Source organism: Phormidium sp. CCY1219 (genome assembly GCF_035615515.1).
Classification (GTDB): Bacteria; Cyanobacteriota; Cyanobacteriia; order Cyanobacteriales; family Laspinemataceae; genus CCY1219.
This window is the reverse complement of record NZ_JAJENT010000642.1, coordinates 1-18,990: the sequence shown is the minus strand read 5'-3', so window position 1 is coordinate 18,990 and position 18,990 is coordinate 1. Positions and strand designations below refer to the sequence as shown.

Here is an 18,990-nt window from a genome sequence, read left to right as displayed (position 1 = left end):
AACCCATCAACACTATGGGAATCCCGTGGGTACTCATACCCTGCTGGTTGTGGATATCGCCAGCGAAAATGGGCGCAAAGACTATCTCTTGAAACTTGCAGAACGCGCCTTTTCCACCACCCGCCGTTTTCCTTATTTGATTCCTTTTTGCCAACCCATAAGCTGTGCGGCTTCGACCTGTGGTTACAAAAAAGTAGATAACCGCAGCATCATTAACTTTTATAGGCAGAAAGGGGATTTGTGCCCTAAGTTGCTGTGCGTTCCAACAACACCACTTCCCGCCGCTACGGGCGATCGCAAGATTTAATGCCCTTCACTCCACACCCATTGCAACTTCAGCGCAAACCCCAGCAAAACCGTCTCCTTCGATACGTGACTGGGATTCACCAATTGCTCAACCGCTTGTCCAGTTTACTGTGTTAGAGTACAGATGGGTATCGACCCGCTCTTTCGGTTAGACCTCAGTTCCAGACATACTGTGGCACAGTTTTGTTCTGTTTGTAGTCTTTCTTTCACTTATGACCATGATTAACGTCAGTATCATAAAAAAACTCATACAGAAAAAATATCAAAAAACTGGCAATTCTTGGGTAAAATATTCTTTGTTAGCTCAAAAATGTGGGGAGCATGGATTTGATTTAAACCGAGAGTTTTTTTATGCAAATTCTGATTTTAGAATCTGCAGAACTCCTAATTATAATGACTTTTACGTCACTGTAACCGATTGGCTCCCTCATACAAAATCAGCCAATATTAACCCAAGCCTAGGGCAAAATACCAATAAAAAGACTCTCAAGAAAACTCATCACATTAAAAAACGTAAAACAGTAGATTCAATTCCTGTTGATTTTACTCCCAAACAGTTAGAATATCCAGAGGACTTTAAAGAAGCATTGCACAATATAGTACAACTCTTAACTCGCGATCGAGATAAAGAATATACCATGAAAGATGAACTTTCACAGACTTTTTCAAGAATATACAAACAGCCCATCAGAAGTGCATTACGGTCATACTATCCAGGAGTCACACTTTTAGATGTATTGCATAGGATTGATGGGATTGTAATAGAGAAAAAAGAAAATACCTGGTTGATTTATTTGAAGTAAAAAAAGATAGAAAAATTAATGTTGTATTAAAGCGGCTTTTAACCGATAGATTGCCGCAATGCGATCGGAGAAAGTTTTCAATCCGGTCAGAAATACATTCAAAGCAGCCGTCGCTTCATTTCTCACCCAAATCCCCAGCTCAAAGCTGGCGATCGCTGGCGAAAACTGTTGCACGAAGCGCCTTTTAAACTGGGTGTTGCAAGGAAGAGAATGATGCAAAGAATAAGGGGCTATGGCTATGGGGCGATCGCCGACGAATTAACGCTGGGTAGGCGAGAGATTCACTTACCGATCGTTTCCCCCAATCTTCGCAGAGCATCAGTGACTTTCACCCCATCTTGTAGTTCTAAATTAACAGGAACTGCAAAGCAACAAGAACCAGCCTCCAGCAGTAGAGTAATAGCTCCAAAATAATGACCCCGTATCCAGTGGGGCTTGGTTATATTTTCTGATTCTTAATGTAATTTTTTGACCGCAGGCATTTTTTTACCTTCCTTACTGACTTTAATCCCATCCCCCACATAAACGGGTTGACCCCTCAGACGATGAACACTCTCGTTACTTTGCGAGGTTCGCATAACATCAAAGCGAATTGTCAACGTTTGTCTAAGACTGTCTATGATTTTGTTGAACGAATGAAGCCCCACCCCTTGAATGGCGATTGGAAAACCCTTGCCCCCTCGAGTTGCATAATTTTCGTGAAAAAAATTCTATAACCTCGATACTGCAGGGGTTTGAGGTGCTGACGAAACCTGGAAAAAAATTTTTTTGGCCAAAATCGCGCATAACTTTTCAACTCCGATCCTAATACGCCAGTGTCAGTTGAATCGGAAGGAGTGCAATGGCGACGAGTCTCGCGCAAATCGCGCAATATCTAGACAACGTTCAGTGGCGGTATCAAATCGATCGCTCCCAGTCGCGGATCCACACCAGGGTCAAGGCTCAGCATGTGGAACGCTTCTGCATCACTATCGAGTTGCTCGAGGAGGGTAAATTTTTTCAAATTTACGCGCCGCGCCTCCTGTCAGGGGTAGCGCAACATCCCCACCGGGAATTGATTTTTCGGACTTTACTCTCTCTTTCCTGGCGTACCAAAATGCTGAAATGGGAATACGACGCGATCGATGGGGAAGTTAGAGCATCCATCGAGTTGCCCCTGGAAGACGCACCCCTTACCCAAGCGCAGTTTTCTCGCATTCTCAGTGGTTTCGTGCAGTTGGTCGATCGCGTGGCTATGCCGCGAATTCAGGCGGTGATGGCGACTGGAACGGATCCCTACGACTTGGAAATAGGTGAGAAACTATTGCTCTTCGTTCAGGAACGTGCGCCCCAGGGAAGCCTCAGGGCCTTAGAGTCGGCTCTAATGCGTCGAAAGCAAGAGAAATTGCCGTCAACTTAAATCATCGTTCGAGCATCGGGGATTGCATCTATCACGATAAATAAGCGTTCAGTTGAGCGCTTGCAATGGCTAAAATCTACCGATATCGATTTTTGGGGAATGCTTTACCACTACGTCAATCCTATGTCCGATCTTCGACTTCCATCCCGAAACGATTTACGCCAAAAGTTTTCCAGTTTTGCTTTCATAGGCGAAACTGGATTGGGGGGATCGCGTTGGGTGAGCGATCGCGCTTTAGAAGCGAATTTCCGATGCTTGCAACAGCAGAGTATGGAATTTCATCGCTGGTGCGAATCTAAGGATGAAAAAGCGATCGTCGAATACTTTCTGAAACTTTGGAATTGCGAGGACAGTCCGCCACCGGTTCGCCAACTGGCGAGACAGCATATTGCTGCTTATTTAGAAAGCCCTCGCTACCGGGCGGTGACCAATCGCTATCATGCGTTTCGCAATCCCAATTTTCCTCAAGAAACTCGCGACCGATTGCTTTATATTTCCGGGTGCTTGACCAGCGACACGGATAAGATATGCCAGTTTTACCAACGCTACCAACCAGATTCCTCTTACAGCTTAGAAAAACATTTTCAATTGGAGCTTGCCAGCCAAATTCGAGAAGTTTTTCATGCACAAACCGGTCAGGGCAAGTATTCGCAATGGTATGCTTTGAAATCGGCTAGCGATCGCAAGCTGCAACGAGGCTTAACAAGTTTTGGCATCACGAATCCTTCTTTGCTCGATTCCTGCCTTCATGCTAGAGCCTGTTTGTTTCAGGTGTATAGCAAATCCGGTAAAGAATGGCGCGAACCTAAACCGCAGCACTATCAAGAAGCGGCGAATTACTACAATAGGCACTATCTCGAGCAAACAGAAAAAGGCGATCGCCATCCCGTGACGGCAGAGAAATTTGAAAGCTGGATCCGCACCTGCGTAAACGCTTTGCAAGCTTCGCCCAAAATCTGTTACTTCGATAGCTATGAGAACCCCTCTCAACTCGAAAATTTGTCCTTGACCGAAAATTTACTGTCTCAAGAACCTCTAGAGGCGATCGAGGAAGAATCTTTTTCAAAAGAGCTGGAAAAATATCTGGCATACTTCACCAAAATTATGCTAGAATCATTGCAAAAAATTGAGGCAATGCCTAAAAATAGAGTGATTTTGTTTTTGCGCTATGGATTTGGCTTGAGCGGCAAACGGATTGGTCAGAAAATCAGTCTACACCAATCTAACGTTTCTCGGTGTTACAAAAAGTGTCAGCGAGACCTGCTGCAAGGAATTGCTGAATGGGTGAAAACCGATTTGCAGATGGACTTGAAAAAAGTATCGGAGTTGGAAGAGTATGTGGTAGCTTGGTTGCAGCAGCACTATCAAACCCAACTCGACCCGGTACTGAAAACGGGATGGCATAAGTTGGGCGATCGCAACCAAATTGCCTTAACACAATTGTACGGCCAAGAGATTGAGGTAGAGGACATTGCAGAAGAGCTGAACGAAACTCCTCACCTTGCCAAAAAACGGATTAAAAATGCCTGTAGCCAATTAAAAGATGCGGTGATTGCCTGGATTCAAGTCAATTTAGAAGTCTCTTTAGAACCCGAACGCAAAAAAGTCGGAGAATTTGTCGAAAAGTGGCTGCATCGATTTTACGATCGTTCTTTCAAGTAAACTAGGAGTGGCAGAATGTACTATACATTATCCTCTGTAATGACCGTCAATACCAAACACCTGTGGATAGAATTAAACCCGGAAACGCAAGCAGCAGCATGGCGGCGAGTGCAGCATTATTCCAATGATGCCTCCCGTTGGAATGCTTACGTGAATTATCTGTGCTTGCATGGATTCATCGAGTGGATAAACCAGCAACCGGATTTACCCGATGCAGGGTTAACCTTTCCCACCGAGGGTGAATTACCGCGAAGTTGGGAATTTACCAACGGTTCTTCGATCGCAGTTGGGGAACATCGATTGGTCTTAATTCCCAGTGAAAGCACCGATATAGAAACCCTTTGCGTTCCTCAAGAATGGGTGGATATTCCCAACTGGGTTGGGGATTACTATCTAGCTGTCCAGATGAAATTAGAAGACGATCGCTGCTGGATGCGCTTTTGGGGATTTGCCACCTATAACCAAATCCAACAAGGGGAGTATCATTCAATTCAGCGTTATTATTCCCTGAACCGCGAAGCGTTGTGGGAAAGCATGAATGTGCTGTGGGTGGGGCGGGAAGTGTGCCCCGAAGGGAAACCGCAAGTGAGTGATTTACCTGAATTGAACCGCGATCGCGTTCGCCATTTATTAGAGCAACTGGGAGAACCCACATCCTATTCTCCTCGTCTTGAAGTGCCATTCGCACAATGGGGCGCATTGCTGGGCAATCCAGAATGGCAAAACGAACTATTTCTGCGACGGGTAGGAGAATGGCAACCTTTACTTAACATCAATTACTGGGCACAGATGACGGCCCAGGCGATCGCCGAATTGCAAGCGGCAGGATGGCAACTTTATGAGGATATCTTCCCCAACAATTCTGTCAATTATGGATGGCGTTTGATGACAAGCGAGAGCGTCGAAGAATCTCGCGTTGTCAAACGAATTGAGTTGGCAACCCCCTCGCGAACATATGAAGTAGCGCTGATTATAACTCTAGAAAAAGAGCCGAATGGAATGACTTGGATTCTACCGCAACTGCGTCCAGTTTCCGATAGGGATGATGGAGATTATCTGCCCGAAGGTATCCAATTAATGGTCATCGATGATGAGGGAGAAATTTTCGAGAGGGTGATAGCCAGTGAGGAAAGCGAAGGCATTCATTTCGCCGAACCATTTTGCGCCGAACCTGGAACCCAGTTTACCCTCGAGGTCGCCTTGGGAGAAGTGGCTGCAATTTATTCGTTCGAGGGTTAAATTCGGGGGAGAAAAAAGGATGGAAAAAGTGGTAAAGCTATTACTCGAATACGATTCCCAGTTTGGCTATGATGTTGAATTGGTGGAAATTAAGGAAGAAGGAGAACAGGGACGCACCTTGGCAGAGGGGGTGACGGGAAATTTGCCTCATGCTTATTCCCTGTTTCAAGATTATCGAGATTGGTGGGACAAATACGAAAAACTCGATGAGTTGGTGCGGGTATTAAACAAACCAGTCGCATCCTCCTCGGGTAAGAGTGTCATCGCTTGCCAAGAAGCGGCTGAAACCGTCAAGGAGAGTTTTAACCAGTGGTTGGACTTTGGCGGTTTTCACAAAATCGAAAATAGTTTGAGGACAAATTTAAGCAAGAAAGACTACATCCGGTTTTTGATTAAAAGCGATGACGAGCGATTGTCAGATTTGCCTTGGAATACGTGGGATTTTTTTGAAGATTATCGCTATGCGGAAGTGGGATGGAGCTTTACGGAGTTTAGAGGCCAAGAAACATCGGTGGGGAAAAATGGCAAAAATGCTGTCAGTATTTTAGCTGTTGTTAGCGCGCCTAACTCACCAGAAAAACTGGCGGATTTTCAGGATGAGACTCGGTGGGACAGGGTGGATGCTGAAACGGAATATCTCCAAGACCCGTTCCCGAGACAAGTGCGCGATCGCCTGTGGGATGGGTCGTGGGATATTTTGTTGATTGACAAAAGTGGCGAATCCGAGGGGGAAACCCTGGAGTGGCAAACGGTGAATTTAGCCTCTTTTCACAATAGTTTAAAAACTGCCGTTGATAATGGATTGAAGTTGGCGATCGTGAATGGGAAAAATGGTATAGAGGTAGGGAGGCAGTTAGTCGTAGAGCATCAGATGTCAACCGCAATTGCAGTGCGCTATCCCGTTCCCGAAGAATTTATACGCGAGTTTTTTCACTATTTTATGGTGGAATATGCCATGCGAAAGCACTCGTTGTATGTGGCAATTCGGAAAGCGCGCGACCGACTCGCGGATGAATGGCGCGAAAAACTCCCGAATGTTGATTGGTTGCTGAGCGTTTTTCAGAATCCCACTAAAAAATTACCGTCATGGAGGCAATTGTATGGAGGAGTTACCCCTAAACAAGTGGCGGTGGCAAGTATGGTTTGTACGGTGTTGGTGATGTGCGCTAGAATGCTAGGCATGCTGCAAGGGTGGGAACTGGCGGCTTTTGATAGCATGATGCGGATGCGACCGCCAGAAGAACCGGATAACCGCCTGTTAGTGGTGGCGATTACGGAACGAGATATCCAAAACTCGGGGGAATATCCCGTCAGCGATCGCACCTTGACTCAGGTACTCGATAAACTGATGGAATATAAACCCACCGCTGTGGGATTGGATTTGTTTCGCAATCGTCCCCAGAACCCGGGTTATCCCGAATTCTCCACTCACTTGCATCGCAACGATCGCCTGGTGACGATTTGCCAACCCGGCGATCGCGACGACCCAGACAGCATCGCGATTTCTCCTCCACCGCGCAGTCTCAAGAATCGGGTGGGATTTAGCAAGATTGTTGTGGATGCGGATGGAATCGTGCGCCGTCATCTGGTGAGCCTGGAAAACCCGGGTAGAGAATGTTCTATATCGCAGGCATTTAGCACCAAACTCGCTCACCAATACTTCCAGGATCGGGAAATCGATTCTCCCTTTGCGGTGGACGGCGGGCAGTGGGGTAAAAAGCTTGGGCCGCGCTTGGCCAATCGGCGTGGATTTTACGCGCGCCTCGATACTAAAGGAGAACAGCTATTGCTCAATTACCGCAATCGGGAGCAAGTTGCACCTCAAGTTAGCTTGACTGAGATTTTAAATGATGAAATCCAATCGGATGCGATCGCAAATCGGATCGTGCTGATTGGTTATACTGCCCCTAGTGTGGGGAATACTTTTTCGACACCGTATGGTTTTGGGCGCAATCAACAAATTCCCACGGTGGTGTTGCACGCGCAGATGGTGAGTCAAGTGGTGAGTGCGGTACTCGACGATCGCCCGTTACTGTGGTTTTTACCTTTATGGGGAGATGTGGTGTGGGTGGGGTTGTGGTCCGGGGTCGGCGGCGCGATCGTCTGGCAGTGCCGGAAAAATAGGGAGCGTTATTTGGGGGTAATTATGGCGATCGCTTTGCTGTTTGGTGCCTGTTTCGTGAGCGCGATGGCTCGAGGGGTCTGTTTGCCCTTGGTTCCTGCCGCGATCGCCTTAGTCACCACCAGCGCCAGCGCGATCGCCGCGTCTAGTGTGCCCGAACGCTGGGCGGTCTCCATCAACTTTCAGGGGCTTCCCTAATCGCAGGGGTCATGTTTGACAACCACCTCCTGTGGTTTGTAAAAAAATGATAAAAGTTCAAAAAAAAGATTTACTTTTTAAGTGAGGAGGAGTAAAATGAAAAATATATTGATTTTGTCAGGTTCTCAATTGTCTGGCGGACGCCTTGTTCGATAGTCGCTGATAGTTTCTGAGGGCAATAGGGGGGGCATCCCGCTCGCCCTAGCCAAACTAACCCAATCGCAGTGCAGCTAAAGGTAGAGTGAAACCGTTATGGTAAAAGTCGTAAAACTAGCAGTAGAAGGCGAACTCGAAAGCGGTTACGCAGTCGAGTTGGTGGATATCCGGGAAGATGGCAAGCCCACCAGTATTGAGGGAGGCGTCATCGGTCAATTACCGCCGGCGATCGAGATTTATCGGGACTATTTGGCGTGGAAAGAACGCTACGAACAGTTATGCAATTTGCATCAACAAAGCTTTCGGGGATTGAGAAAACGCAACTCGGCGGTGAAGCTGCCCACGGAAATTTCGCAGCGATCGCGATCGGAATGCAGGAGAGAATGTCAGGCAGCAGCGAACCGATTGAAAGCCAATTTTAAAGAATGGTTGGAAAGTCGCGAATTCCGCAAGGTTTTGGATAAGGTGCAAATTCACTTAAATCCACAAGATAATATTCGAGTTTTGATTCAAACCGAGGATTTGAATTTATGGAAGTTTCCCTGGTCGGAGTGGAACTTATTTGAGAATTACCACCGAGGGGAAGTCTGTTTTAGTCCGTCAGAATTTCGGGGAATAGAGGAACCTCTAGCCACGCGCCGCCGAAAAGATGTGAATATTTTAGCGGTATTTGGGGATAGCAGCGGGATTAATTTGGATAAAGACGAGAAAACGATAAAGGGATTGCGATCGGTGGGGGCGGAACCGCAACCGATGAAAGAACCGGGAGTGAAACAATTTCGCGATCGCCTGCGGGAGAAACAATGGGATATTTTGTTTTTTAGCGGACATGGGAACAGTGAAGATAGGGAGGAAAAAATTCGGCTGAATGGCGAAGAGTGGGTGACTCCCGAGCGCATGAAATCCGACCTGAAAGAAGCGATCGGCAATGGGTTAAAGATTGCTATATTAAATTCTTGTTTGGGATTGGGATTTGCACGTCAGGTGGTGAGCGAGTTTCATTTGCCGATCGCGATCGCGATGCGGGAAAAAGTCCCCAACGAATTCGCCCAGACCTTTTTGGAATACGTACTGATAGAATACGCCCAAAAAGGCGAACCCTTGTATGTGGCAGTCCGCAAAGCGCGGGAGCGACTCGCGGATGATTGGCGCGATCGACTTCCCGGCGTGGAGTGGTTGCCAGTGACCTGCATGAATCCCGCCACCCGACCCCCCACCTGGGCCGACTTGCACCGACCCGTCGCCTTGCGAGAAGTCGCATTTGCCAGTCTTTTGTGTACCACTTTGGTGATGGTGGCGCGCTTTATGGGGTTATTGCAACCGTTAGAGTTGGCGGCATTTGACCATTTAATGCGGATGCGACCCGATGAAGGGCCAGACGATCGGTTTTCGATAGTTACAATAACTGACGAGGATGATTTTCCCGTGACAGATAAAACACTGGCACAAGCATTGGAGAACTTAATACAGCATCAACCTTTAGCGATCGGTTTGGATATTTTACGACCTGAAGACCAGCCTCCTGGCAGTGAGGCACTGACCGCACAATTCCATAAAAATAAAGAACTGATAGTTGGCATTTGCCAATACGAGGATTCAACAAATAAAAAGATTACACATGGTCACCCACCTCATCCTGCTAATCACGAAAATTATGTAGCATTCAACAACATTATTGAAGACAACGATGGATTTGTTCGTCGTCTTTTGTTAGCAAGAACGGCACGAGAAGAAAACCAGTCTAAATGTCCCGTAAGTTACTCATTAAGTGCTTACCTTGCTCTGACCTATTTAGAGAAATATTTAGAGACAGAAGAAGGCTCGATGTTCGGTCATCTAAAAACAGAGGAAGGCTTGTTGAAGATAGGTGAAACTAGCGAAGGTAATTTGATGATTGGTGACGTAGTTTTTAAACTGGAGAAAGGAAAGGGTTTTTACTACAAAATAGATGACAGTGGCCATCAAGTTTTAAGCAATTACCGAAACCGAAAACAATTCGCCTATGAAATACCGTTGAAGCAAGTGGTAAAAGGTAATATCGATCCTGACAAAATTCAAAATCGCATCGTTCTAATTGGGGTGATGGATAGAGAGAAATTGGCTACTCCTTTCGGTAATCGATCTACACAGAAAATGTCAGGAGTAGTTGTTCACGCACAGATGGCAAGCCAGATAATAGATACTGTACTAAAGAAAAGGCATTTGCCCTGGTTTTGGCCTCTTTGGGGAGACGTTGTGTGGATTGTTTTCTGGTCTTTTGTGGCAGGTCTACTAATTCGGTACTATCGCTCTCCCCTACAACAGCGATTGGGTATTATTGTGACAATTGGAGTATTATATGGAGTATGTTCGTTCGTTTTCTCAACAATGGCAGGGTGTTTGCCACTGGTTCCATCCGCACTCTCTTTAGTGGCAACAGGTGTAATTTTGGAAGGTTACATTAATTCTCAATTCAGAGGACAAAAGAGTGCAAAAGTTTTGTTTCTAGGTAAATATTTAGGGAGTGACAATCATGGTTCGTAAAAAATCTGTCTGGTGGCCGATTCAACTTTCCAGTGCGATTATAGCACTGGTTGGTGTCAGTAGTTTTGCTCAAGTACAGTCGTATCCTATTCCATTCGAAATGCCACCCATAATTATCTCGAGGTTTCCACCACCACCAGACAATGGGACGCCGGGTAACACCGTAGGTGGAGGCATTCGGCGGACTACTCAAGAATGTGGAATAGAAATACCTCTCATTGCCTTAGCACCTACTTTCCAAGAACCAGAACCGAACCAAGTCTGGAGTCAAACAACTAAAGAGTCTCCTTCTCTATTCTTTTACGTTCCTTACAAGCCCGAAAATATAAAATCCGTCGAGTTCAGACTGAGCGATTCAGAAAATGTACCTGTCTACAAAACCAGAAATATTCAAATAGTTGGAACTCCTGGTCTGCTGAGGATCCAACTGCCATCTCGCCTGAAAAACGGGCAACCGCTAGAATTGGATAAGAACTACAAGTGGAACTTGTATCTTGATATTAATTGTGATTCTTCCTCGTCTGGAATTGAACCCGAGCGGGTTTCTGGGTGGTTGCAACGAGTAGAACGGCCCGAACTCGACCGGAGTTTGAACTTAGCGGAAACCGAGTTAGAACGAGTCAATCTGTATTTTGAGGAGGAAATTTGGCAGGATACCTTGACCCTTCTAGCTGAACTGCGCGCTCGGGATATGAAAAACAATGAGGTGACTAGCCAATGGAATAAGCTCATGGAAGACGTTCTGTCAGATATCAATATAGAGGCAATGGAAGACGTTCTGTCAGATATCAATATAGAGGCACAAGACAACCCAGAAGAAATGAAACTAAAAATTCGCGAAAAACTTACCTCAGCACAGTTTGTCGATCCCGTTATCTTAGAGGAAGAATAAGATTCAATGCACATTCTCCATCAGTAGTTTGGACGCAGCAGTGCGCTTTTGTCATACCTTTTGTCAAAAATAATGTTGGAGATGCTTCCGACTTTCTGACTCCTCCTCTTGTAGAGACGCGATAAATCGCGTCTCTGACTCGGAGCCGGAGGTAACTGACTCTAAAATCGTTATCGAAAACGGTATAACGGGGCGGTATTTAATCCCAAGCATCGTAAGTAATACCAGACAGGAAATCCGCCCCTTAATTCCAAAATCCAATAGCAGTTTAATAGACTATTGAAGAGAAATATTTAACCAATTACCTACCAAAACAAAGGGTGCCCAGTAGTAAGGTTTACTAATTTCTGTTTTTTTGTCCAAAAGATATCTTTGAGCTTCCCTCAATGCTTTAGCTCTGGATTCGCCTTTTTGAATTAATTCTTCATAAAATCTACCCATTAAATCTGCGGTGGCTCGATCGTTCACTAACCAGAGAGAACCGATTGTACTACGCACGCCTTCTTGCACAGCTACTCCAGCAAGTCCTAAAGCAGCTTTTCCATCTCCTGTAGCTGTCTCGCAGGCACTCAAGACAAGTAGTTCAATTGGATCTTGTTGTCGAGTCCTCAGAAAGCTTTCTAGCATATTAATAGTAATACGATTGTCAAAAGCCAGAATATATGTTCGATCCGGTTTGGAACTGAACTGACCATGAGTTGCTAGGTGAATCAAAGGAAAACGAGGAGGCAAGTCAATTTTATTTTTGAGGTTTGTGCTAGTAAAACTTCCATCGCGCAAAGTTGAAGTTTTAGTCGGTAGTATGTTTTTAATCTGGTTAAGTTCGTTGTCTACATAAGGTAGTTTATCGACGTTAAATTCTTCGGGGGGTTCGCTCAGTCCACCCGCTAAAACCTGTGGGGTTTCCAAAACTTGAGAATCTCGCCACTCTAATCGGGGGATTATAGCTATGTTATAATTCTGAAACAAATAGTTTTTTCCATCAAAAATAACTGACATGGGAATATTTCTCAACAGGCTATCTAGTCGAAAGACTAAGGTGTTGTTTGTCTGCAGCTTATTTTTTATTGGAGCAATTATTAAGTCATAAATAGATTGTGCATCTTCTTTTATTTCATATACATTGTCTTCTCGTTTTTTTAAATTAAATTCTAGCCGATTAATTGTATGAGTGAAATTGATTCTCAATGTAGGATTTGAATCGTGTTCCAAATCTTCACCCGCCAAAGAAAGTATCACTTCTACACGATTTTTTAATACAACGGGATAAAGAATGACTGCATTCGGGTCTTCATTATGGATTTTTGCCAAATTATCCACGACAACCTGCTGAGCTTGCTGCAATGATTGGGCGTCAGAAAGAGATTCCGAGCCTTCTAATTGACAGTTCAAAAAGTTTTCAAGTTCAGCCACTTGAAGCAATTCAATAACTGTGAGTGCTTGTTGGAGATTATTCTGGGAAGCGGTTGTTTCTTCTGCCGATCGCTGCAAAAGCAAATCCACTAATTCCCGATAGATGGGTTCGACCTGCTCCTGAAAGTCAAACTGAAGATTAGCATTCACACTTTGGTTGGAAGACAGGCTATCGATGAGTTGAAAATCGATACCTAGCAATCCTTTACGGACTTTCTGGAGGCTATCAACAGCTTGAGTGTATTTATCGATCGCCTGCTGACGCTTTGCCGAATCTCCACGTTCTGCTTGCGCTTTTAAGATTCGCCCTTCCTGCGCTTGCCATTGATAAATTAAGTCAGGCGCATCTATCCGCTCCGCTATTTCTAAGGCTTTTTGGGTAAAGCTTGTCCCTCGTTCTAAGTTTTGGGTTGGTTGTTCAGAATACAGTTTACCCAAATAACCCAAAGCATAAGCTTGCGATCGCATATCGCCTAAGCTTTTTGCCTGTTGGTTCGCTGTCTCCAATAGCTCTGCAATTTCTGACTGGGAATAAACTGCCGCTCCCTGCGTCTTATTGAAAGCGATCGCATTCTGTGCTAAATTAATTCTGGCATGAACTGCCGTTTGCGTGGGGGGTAGCTCGCGCAAGGCTTGTTTAATTTTAGGCCATAATTCCTGCATTCTAGAATTGCCATTTTTCACAAACGGTGGTAAATTCTCTTCCCACATTTGAGCTTGTTCAGCCCACCACTGATGTGTCTCTACCAAGAAGCTAAACTCATTGAGTCTTGTCTGGACTTGAATCCTGGGCGAAGACTTCGATTCGATTGCCGTTTGTCGATATGAGTTTAATAAATCTTCGTAAAAACCTAGGTAATCAGTATTATCTCTACCCTTAAAAATATCTTCAACCTGAGTAAAACTCAATTCTTCCCGCCGCCGTTTTCCTAAACCTTTTTTGGTATTACCTAAGCTTAACAAAGCAGAGACTCTGATGCTCGGATAATCCTCTTTTGCAAGCTCACAACTACGCTCTAAATACTCTTTAGATTTATCCAGATCCCCTATTTGATAAAGGGTTGTGCCTAAGCTAAGATAGCTAGTTGCTTGTAGCTTTGGATCGATTTGTTGTTCTATCTGTTCCCCTAGTCGATATAAAGTTTGCAAAGCTCGCCGATAAAGCCCTAAATTTTGCATGGCTTGCGCTTGGTTGATTTTGCTACCGATCGCTCCTTTTTCATCTCCCAATTCGGCATAAATCTCTTCCGCTTTTTGCCACAGGGGTAGCGCAGTTTCCGCGTCTCCTCGCGCCAGCAATAAACGCGCTTTGGTACTGAACACCCGCGCTAAAATTTGCTGCGATTTGAGATTAGAGTCTTCCCGGGCATTTAGTAGCGATTGACTCTGTTCGATCGCACTCTGGGCTTGTTCCCATTTGCCAAGTTGCTGATAGGCTAATGACAGATAGTTCAGCACTAAGGCGCGATCGCTGTCGTCACCTTCTGCTAACTGTTCCTGCCACAGGGCGATCGCATCGGTAAATCTTCCCTGTTTGTACAATTCGAGCGGATTTTCGCCTAAATTTTGCGCCACAAACTGGCGGCGATCGCCCGCTGTTTCAGCCTGGGTAGGCGGGGTTTGTTCCTGTAGCCCCACCCGTCCAGGGTGAGGGATTCTTTCAGCTTTTCCCGGTAACAGTTGCAGACTGATGGTGGCGATCGCTGCTGCGATTCCCAAACCCACCACTCGCATCCCGCGCTTTAAAATCCGTTGAACCTGATAGAAAAATGAATCCCATTTTCTTGCCACGTGCTTTCCCCCGAATCAATATCAACTAACGGTATGCCCCAATCTATTCTAGCACTTAATCTGTCGCTCCATTGCAATCCCAATCCCAATCCCACAGACGCTAAAAAGTTGGTTTCGGGATTCTCGCGATCGCCGCTATTCCATCCAGTTCCCACATCCACAAATGGAATCAAATTCACCACTGCTTGATGCTGTTCCAATGGCAAAACGGGAACCCACAACTCTGCGGAAGCAAATGCGCCGCTATCGGTGAGCAAGGTGTCTTGCCGATAGCCGCGCACTGTATTTTGTCCTCCAAAACCGATTTGTTCTAGTGACACTAACCGAGAGGCAAGCTGAACCTCCGAACGCAGTAAAACTCTGGGTGAAAATAGGGCGGGTTTAGTTTCTCTTCCCAGCAGTCGCAACCACTGCACGCCGCCACGCCACCCGAAAAATCCAGCATCTGCTTCGCTTTCGTTGACGGTGGTATCCAACCCATCAATGCCGAGGCTAAACTGCGATCGCGCGGCAAAAACCTGTCGCGCTTCGCGGTGGGTCCATTCCTGAAAAAATCGCACTGCATTAATCCGGGTTTCTCCATCTTCGTTTGCGCCCAGAGATAGGGGAAAGTCTACTCCTAATATGGAACTTTGGCTTTCTCTGCGGGATAGGGTAACACCTAAAGCAAATTCTTTGATATCTAGATTGTTGCTGTTTTCTTCCGGCAACACCCGATAAATCAACGGTTGTCGATAGGTTAATTCGTAATTTTGGGAATCGGATTCGATATCCAAGTCTTGAAATGGCGAACTAACAATTTCTCCATTGGCGCGACTGTAGGAGAAGGCAAGGGTGCCGTTACTCGCATTGATGGGAACGGTATAGTTAATATCCCAGCGATTGCCGCCGTCACTGCGCCCGTATCCCAGGCTCAAATTATCGCCAATTCCTAATAGATTGCGATAGCCTAATTGTCCTTGTTGTTGAAAACTTCCCACTGCCGGATTGCGATTGTTATCCACCACAATCTGGGATGCGAAACGGGGTGCTTCTTCCACGTTGACAAATAGCACATTGGTGCCCGGAGTGTTGCCGTGGGAGAGTTCGGCGGTGATGCGAGCGATCGCCGGGTCGAGTTCGAGCTTTCGCAATGCCTCGATTAGGTCGTCGCGGCGGAAGGGTACTTCGCTGATGTGCGCTAAGCGCGACCGCACGTAGGCGCGATTGAGTCCTGCCTTGGCATTGGAATCGCTCTGCTCCCCATTATTGTTGCCGGAATCGGAGGGAGGCAGCGTTCTCACTTTGATGTCTATGTCATCTAACTGACCTTCGACGACTTGGACCGCTACGTTTCCATTTCGGATGGTTTGCAGGGGAAGGTAGGCCCCGGAGGTGATGTAGCCTTTTTGCACGTAAAGGTCGGTTATTGCCGATCGCGCTTGCAGCAGTTCCTCGAAAGCGAGGGGGCGATCGGTAAACGGTGCGAGTACCTCGGCCAATTCTTCGGCGGTAATTGCGGTGTTGCCTGCCACTTCAAACCGTTTAACGATTAGGGTTTGGGGGATATCTAGTTCCAGTTGTTTGGCGGCGATTGACCGAGGGTTGAGGGGGGATGAAACCTCTCGATCGCAACCCCGGCGGGGACGCCAATCGGGATAGGTGCGATCGCCATTCGGGTCATCGATGAGAACCACATTACCTTTGCGATCGCGAATCCACCCCTTTGCTTCCACAATCGGCGATCGGGCGGCGGTATTCACAGCAGACTGGGGCGATCGGGTGGTTTCCCTGCCAGAATTTTCGGCGATCGGTCGCAAATCGTCCCAAATCGCCTCTGCGGGCAGGGGGTCTGCTGGGTTATAGGGCACTCCACCCAGATTCGTATCCACAAACCAGCTACTCGCATTTGGCCCCTCATCCACATCGCATCCCTGAGCGATTAAGCCTCCTGCTTCCACCGGATCCGGTTCCTGGTTAAATAAGCCCTGAGTGGGGTCAACTTCCGGTCGGCGGATTTCCACAACCCCATCAATTCCGAATTCTGAACTCGCATCAATTTGGCTATCAGCCGATCGAAAATCGCCTTCAGTTTCGAGTGTAATATTCCCACCGCGTCCCTCAACAGCATTGGCGCGAATATCGCTATCTTCTAAACCCACTAAAGTTTGGGTATCGATTGTGATATTGCCGCCACTGGCAGTCCCTTGGGTTGCATCTGTAGTGATGCTGCTATTGTTGCGTAACCGCAAATCGTTGGTCGTTATTCTAATATTGGCATCGCTGCCTGCTGCAGTTTGGGCATTGAAACGGCCATTATCTAAGCGGATATTGGGTGCATTAATCTCAAGGTTTCCTGCACTGCCCTCACCTAAACTTTCTGCCCTGATGGTACTGGGTTGAGCCAATGAACTGCCACCCACTTCCACCAAGTCAGTATTGATGATAACATCTCCAGCTCTTCCAATACTGTGTTTGCGACTTCTGGCAGAAACAGTTGCCCCTTCTAACACTCGCAATTCTGGAGTATTTATTCTTAAGTTACCCCCATTTCCGGTGCCTCCCGTTGATGCGGATAAACCAGCGGGAGGCTTTTCATCAATTGAGCCTCTAGATTCTACAAAGTCAGGAGTATCGATTCTCAATTCCCCCCCATTTTCCGTTTCTTCCGTTGAATCGATTACGCCTCTAGCTTCTACAAACTCCGAAGCATTGATAATTAGATTTCCGGCGTTACCAGACGAACCTTCGGCGGCTTCGGCTCGGATTTGTGCGCGGTTGATAATCAATCGTCCGGTATCAATCGACAAATTTCCTGCATTGCCAGTACCTTGGGTTTCTGCAAATAAGCCGCTGGGTTGAGGTATTCCACTTGCACTTGAAAAGCCGATCGCTTCTATAACATTAGCATTTACCGTTAAATTTCCAGCATTTCCTCCAGTAAAGGTAGTTGTGGATATTACTCCGCCATCTTCCAGTCGCAATAGGTTGGTTGTTACACTTACATCTCCGGCATTACCCTTCAACTCCCCATCGCCTAGCGTCAACATCCTATTCTCTTCTGGTATATTGGCTTGAGCGAATATACTACCATCTCGTCTAACTAGGATAGAATCCTCAGCAAAGACATCTACATTTCCACCATTTCCATTTCTAAAAGTAGAAGCTGAAATTTCTCCGAAATCTTCAACAAGTAACTGTCTAGCAGTAACCGTCAAATCTCCTGCGCGTCCTGTGCGAAATGTTGCTGTAGATACGATCGCTCCCTCTCGCACGGTTAAATTGTCTGCTGCGATCGCAATTCCTCCCCCATCTAGATCGCCTTGAGTGTTCGAGATAATTCCCGACCCTTGCGCGACCAAAACATCTCTGCCTCGCACCTGAATCGTTCCGCCACCAATTCCACTCGTATTAACCAGAGATCTACCAATTAATTGGATGTCTTGGAAATTCTCGACTCCGGAATAATTTAAGGCAAAACCATTCTGGCTCTCGACGAGCTTCACTGCACTGTTTGCACCAACTGCGCCTAATTCAATTCGTCCTTGCGGTGCCGTTATAATTCCCGTTTCCAGGATAACATCGCCACCCACAAGCGCTATATTTTTTCCGGGTTGTACCTGCAAACCTTGGGGAAGTAGTGCTTCTTCAGGAGGTCCTGATGTCGGTGGTTCTACGCCTGACGGCGGTTCTACTCCTGGCGGGGGTTGGAATCCTGGCGGGGGTTGGAATCCTGACGGTGGTTCTACTCCGGGCGGTGGTTCTACTCCGGGCGGGGGTTCTACTCCGGGCGGTGGTTCTACTCCGGGCGGTGGTTCTACTCCGGGCGACGGTTCTACTCCTGGGGGTTGTGCCTCTGGAAATCCTGGGGGTAATTCAAAACTACTCACCGCGATCGCTCCTGGATTTGCGCCGAATTGCAAGCCCACAGGAACGCTCACGGTTAATAACCCAGCATTTTGGGGAGCGATCGCGCTAAATTCGCTGCCATCTGCAAACTGAATGCTACTGGCTGACGTGGCGAAAAACGAGCCACCGAGATTGAGTTGAGCGTTTGGGCCAAATATGATGCCATTTGGATTTAATAAAAATAGATTGGCTGTGCCGTTCGCTTCGATAATCCCATTAATATTGGAGACCGAACCTCCCGTCACTCGACTAAAAATATTGCTGATTTCGGGCCTAGCATTAAACAGCGCTCTGGTATTTTGCAATACAGAAAATTCTGTAAAGCTATGAAACAGATTTGTGCCGGCAGCAGTGCCCCCTTCAATCGTGACTGTGTTGCCCTCTTCGGTAACGGTAGAATTGACTGGCAGTGTGGCATCAGGGACAATTTGCCCCTGGGCGATCGCGCCAAACACTATCTCCCAACTGGCTAGCCCGCACAGAGTCAGACTGCCTAAGCTCCAAACGTGGTACAGACCCTTTTTCATGATAACCTCCGATACGTTTGGAAACCCCCGTGCTTTAGCCGGGGGAGGAAAAACGAACGTGCGGCTTTAGC

11 protein-coding genes are annotated in these 18,990 nt (G+C 46.6%); 8 read left to right on the top strand and 3 right to left on the bottom strand.

Features of this window, described 5'->3' with window-relative positions; translation table 11 throughout:
* Nucleotides 1-25: 25 nt before the first annotated feature.
* Entirely contained in the window at nucleotides 26-307 is a 282-nt protein-coding gene (locus LKK83_RS18400; protein ID WP_324632730.1) for a hypothetical protein, read from the top strand.
* A gap of 211 nt (nucleotides 308-518) precedes the next feature.
* Nucleotides 519-1,109, top strand: coding sequence for a hypothetical protein (locus tag LKK83_RS18395; RefSeq protein WP_324632728.1), 591 nt, complete (start codon nucleotides 519-521; stop codon nucleotides 1,107-1,109).
* A 15-nt stretch (nucleotides 1,110-1,124) separates the two neighbouring features.
* Here LKK83_RS18395 and LKK83_RS18390 read toward each other — a convergent pair whose 3' ends face one another.
* Complete coding sequence (locus LKK83_RS18390; RefSeq protein WP_324632727.1) at nucleotides 1,125-1,328, bottom strand: hypothetical protein; 204 nt, start codon at nucleotides 1,326-1,328, stop codon at nucleotides 1,125-1,127.
* A 622-nt stretch (nucleotides 1,329-1,950) separates the two neighbouring features.
* Here LKK83_RS18390 and LKK83_RS18385 point away from each other — a divergent pair.
* The 6 genes from LKK83_RS18385 to LKK83_RS18360 all read left to right on the top strand — a co-directional run bounded on the left by LKK83_RS18385 (nucleotide 1,951) and on the right by LKK83_RS18360 (nucleotide 11,300).
* The gene (locus LKK83_RS18385) at nucleotides 1,951-2,508 is read left to right on the top strand and encodes a hypothetical protein (RefSeq protein ID WP_324632726.1); all 558 of its coding nucleotides are present in this window, start codon (nucleotides 1,951-1,953) and stop codon (nucleotides 2,506-2,508) included.
* Nucleotides 2,509-2,631: 123 nt separating this feature from the next.
* The gene (locus tag LKK83_RS18380) at nucleotides 2,632-4,170 is read left to right on the top strand and encodes a hypothetical protein (RefSeq protein ID WP_324632725.1); all 1,539 of its coding nucleotides are present in this window, start codon (nucleotides 2,632-2,634) and stop codon (nucleotides 4,168-4,170) included.
* Nucleotides 4,171-4,185: 15 nt separating this feature from the next.
* On the top strand, nucleotides 4,186-5,409 hold the full coding sequence (locus LKK83_RS18375) for a DUF1822 family protein (RefSeq protein ID WP_324632724.1): 1,224 nt from the start codon (nucleotides 4,186-4,188) through the stop codon (nucleotides 5,407-5,409).
* A 19-nt stretch (nucleotides 5,410-5,428) separates the two neighbouring features.
* Complete coding sequence (locus LKK83_RS18370; protein WP_324632723.1) at nucleotides 5,429-7,729, top strand: CHASE2 domain-containing protein; 2,301 nt, start codon at nucleotides 5,429-5,431, stop codon at nucleotides 7,727-7,729.
* Between the two features lie 252 nt (nucleotides 7,730-7,981).
* Nucleotides 7,982-10,408 (top strand): CHASE2 domain-containing protein, encoded by a 2,427-nt coding sequence (locus LKK83_RS18365; RefSeq protein ID WP_324632722.1) that lies wholly within the window; start codon nucleotides 7,982-7,984, stop codon nucleotides 10,406-10,408.
* Nucleotides 10,398-11,300 (top strand): DUF928 domain-containing protein, encoded by a 903-nt coding sequence (locus LKK83_RS18360; protein WP_324632721.1) that lies wholly within the window; start codon nucleotides 10,398-10,400, stop codon nucleotides 11,298-11,300. The genes LKK83_RS18365 and LKK83_RS18360 overlap by 11 nt, the downstream gene beginning before the upstream one ends.
* A 276-nt stretch (nucleotides 11,301-11,576) precedes the next feature.
* Here LKK83_RS18360 and LKK83_RS18355 read toward each other — a convergent pair whose 3' ends face one another.
* Nucleotides 11,577-14,504, bottom strand: a complete 2,928-nt coding sequence (locus LKK83_RS18355) for a CHAT domain-containing protein (RefSeq protein ID WP_324632720.1) — start codon at nucleotides 14,502-14,504, stop codon at nucleotides 11,577-11,579.
* Nucleotides 14,456-18,919, bottom strand: a complete 4,464-nt coding sequence (locus tag LKK83_RS18350) for a two-partner secretion domain-containing protein (protein WP_324632719.1) — start codon at nucleotides 18,917-18,919, stop codon at nucleotides 14,456-14,458. The genes LKK83_RS18355 and LKK83_RS18350 overlap by 49 nt, the downstream gene beginning before the upstream one ends.
* Nucleotides 18,920-18,990: the final 71 nt, after the last annotated feature.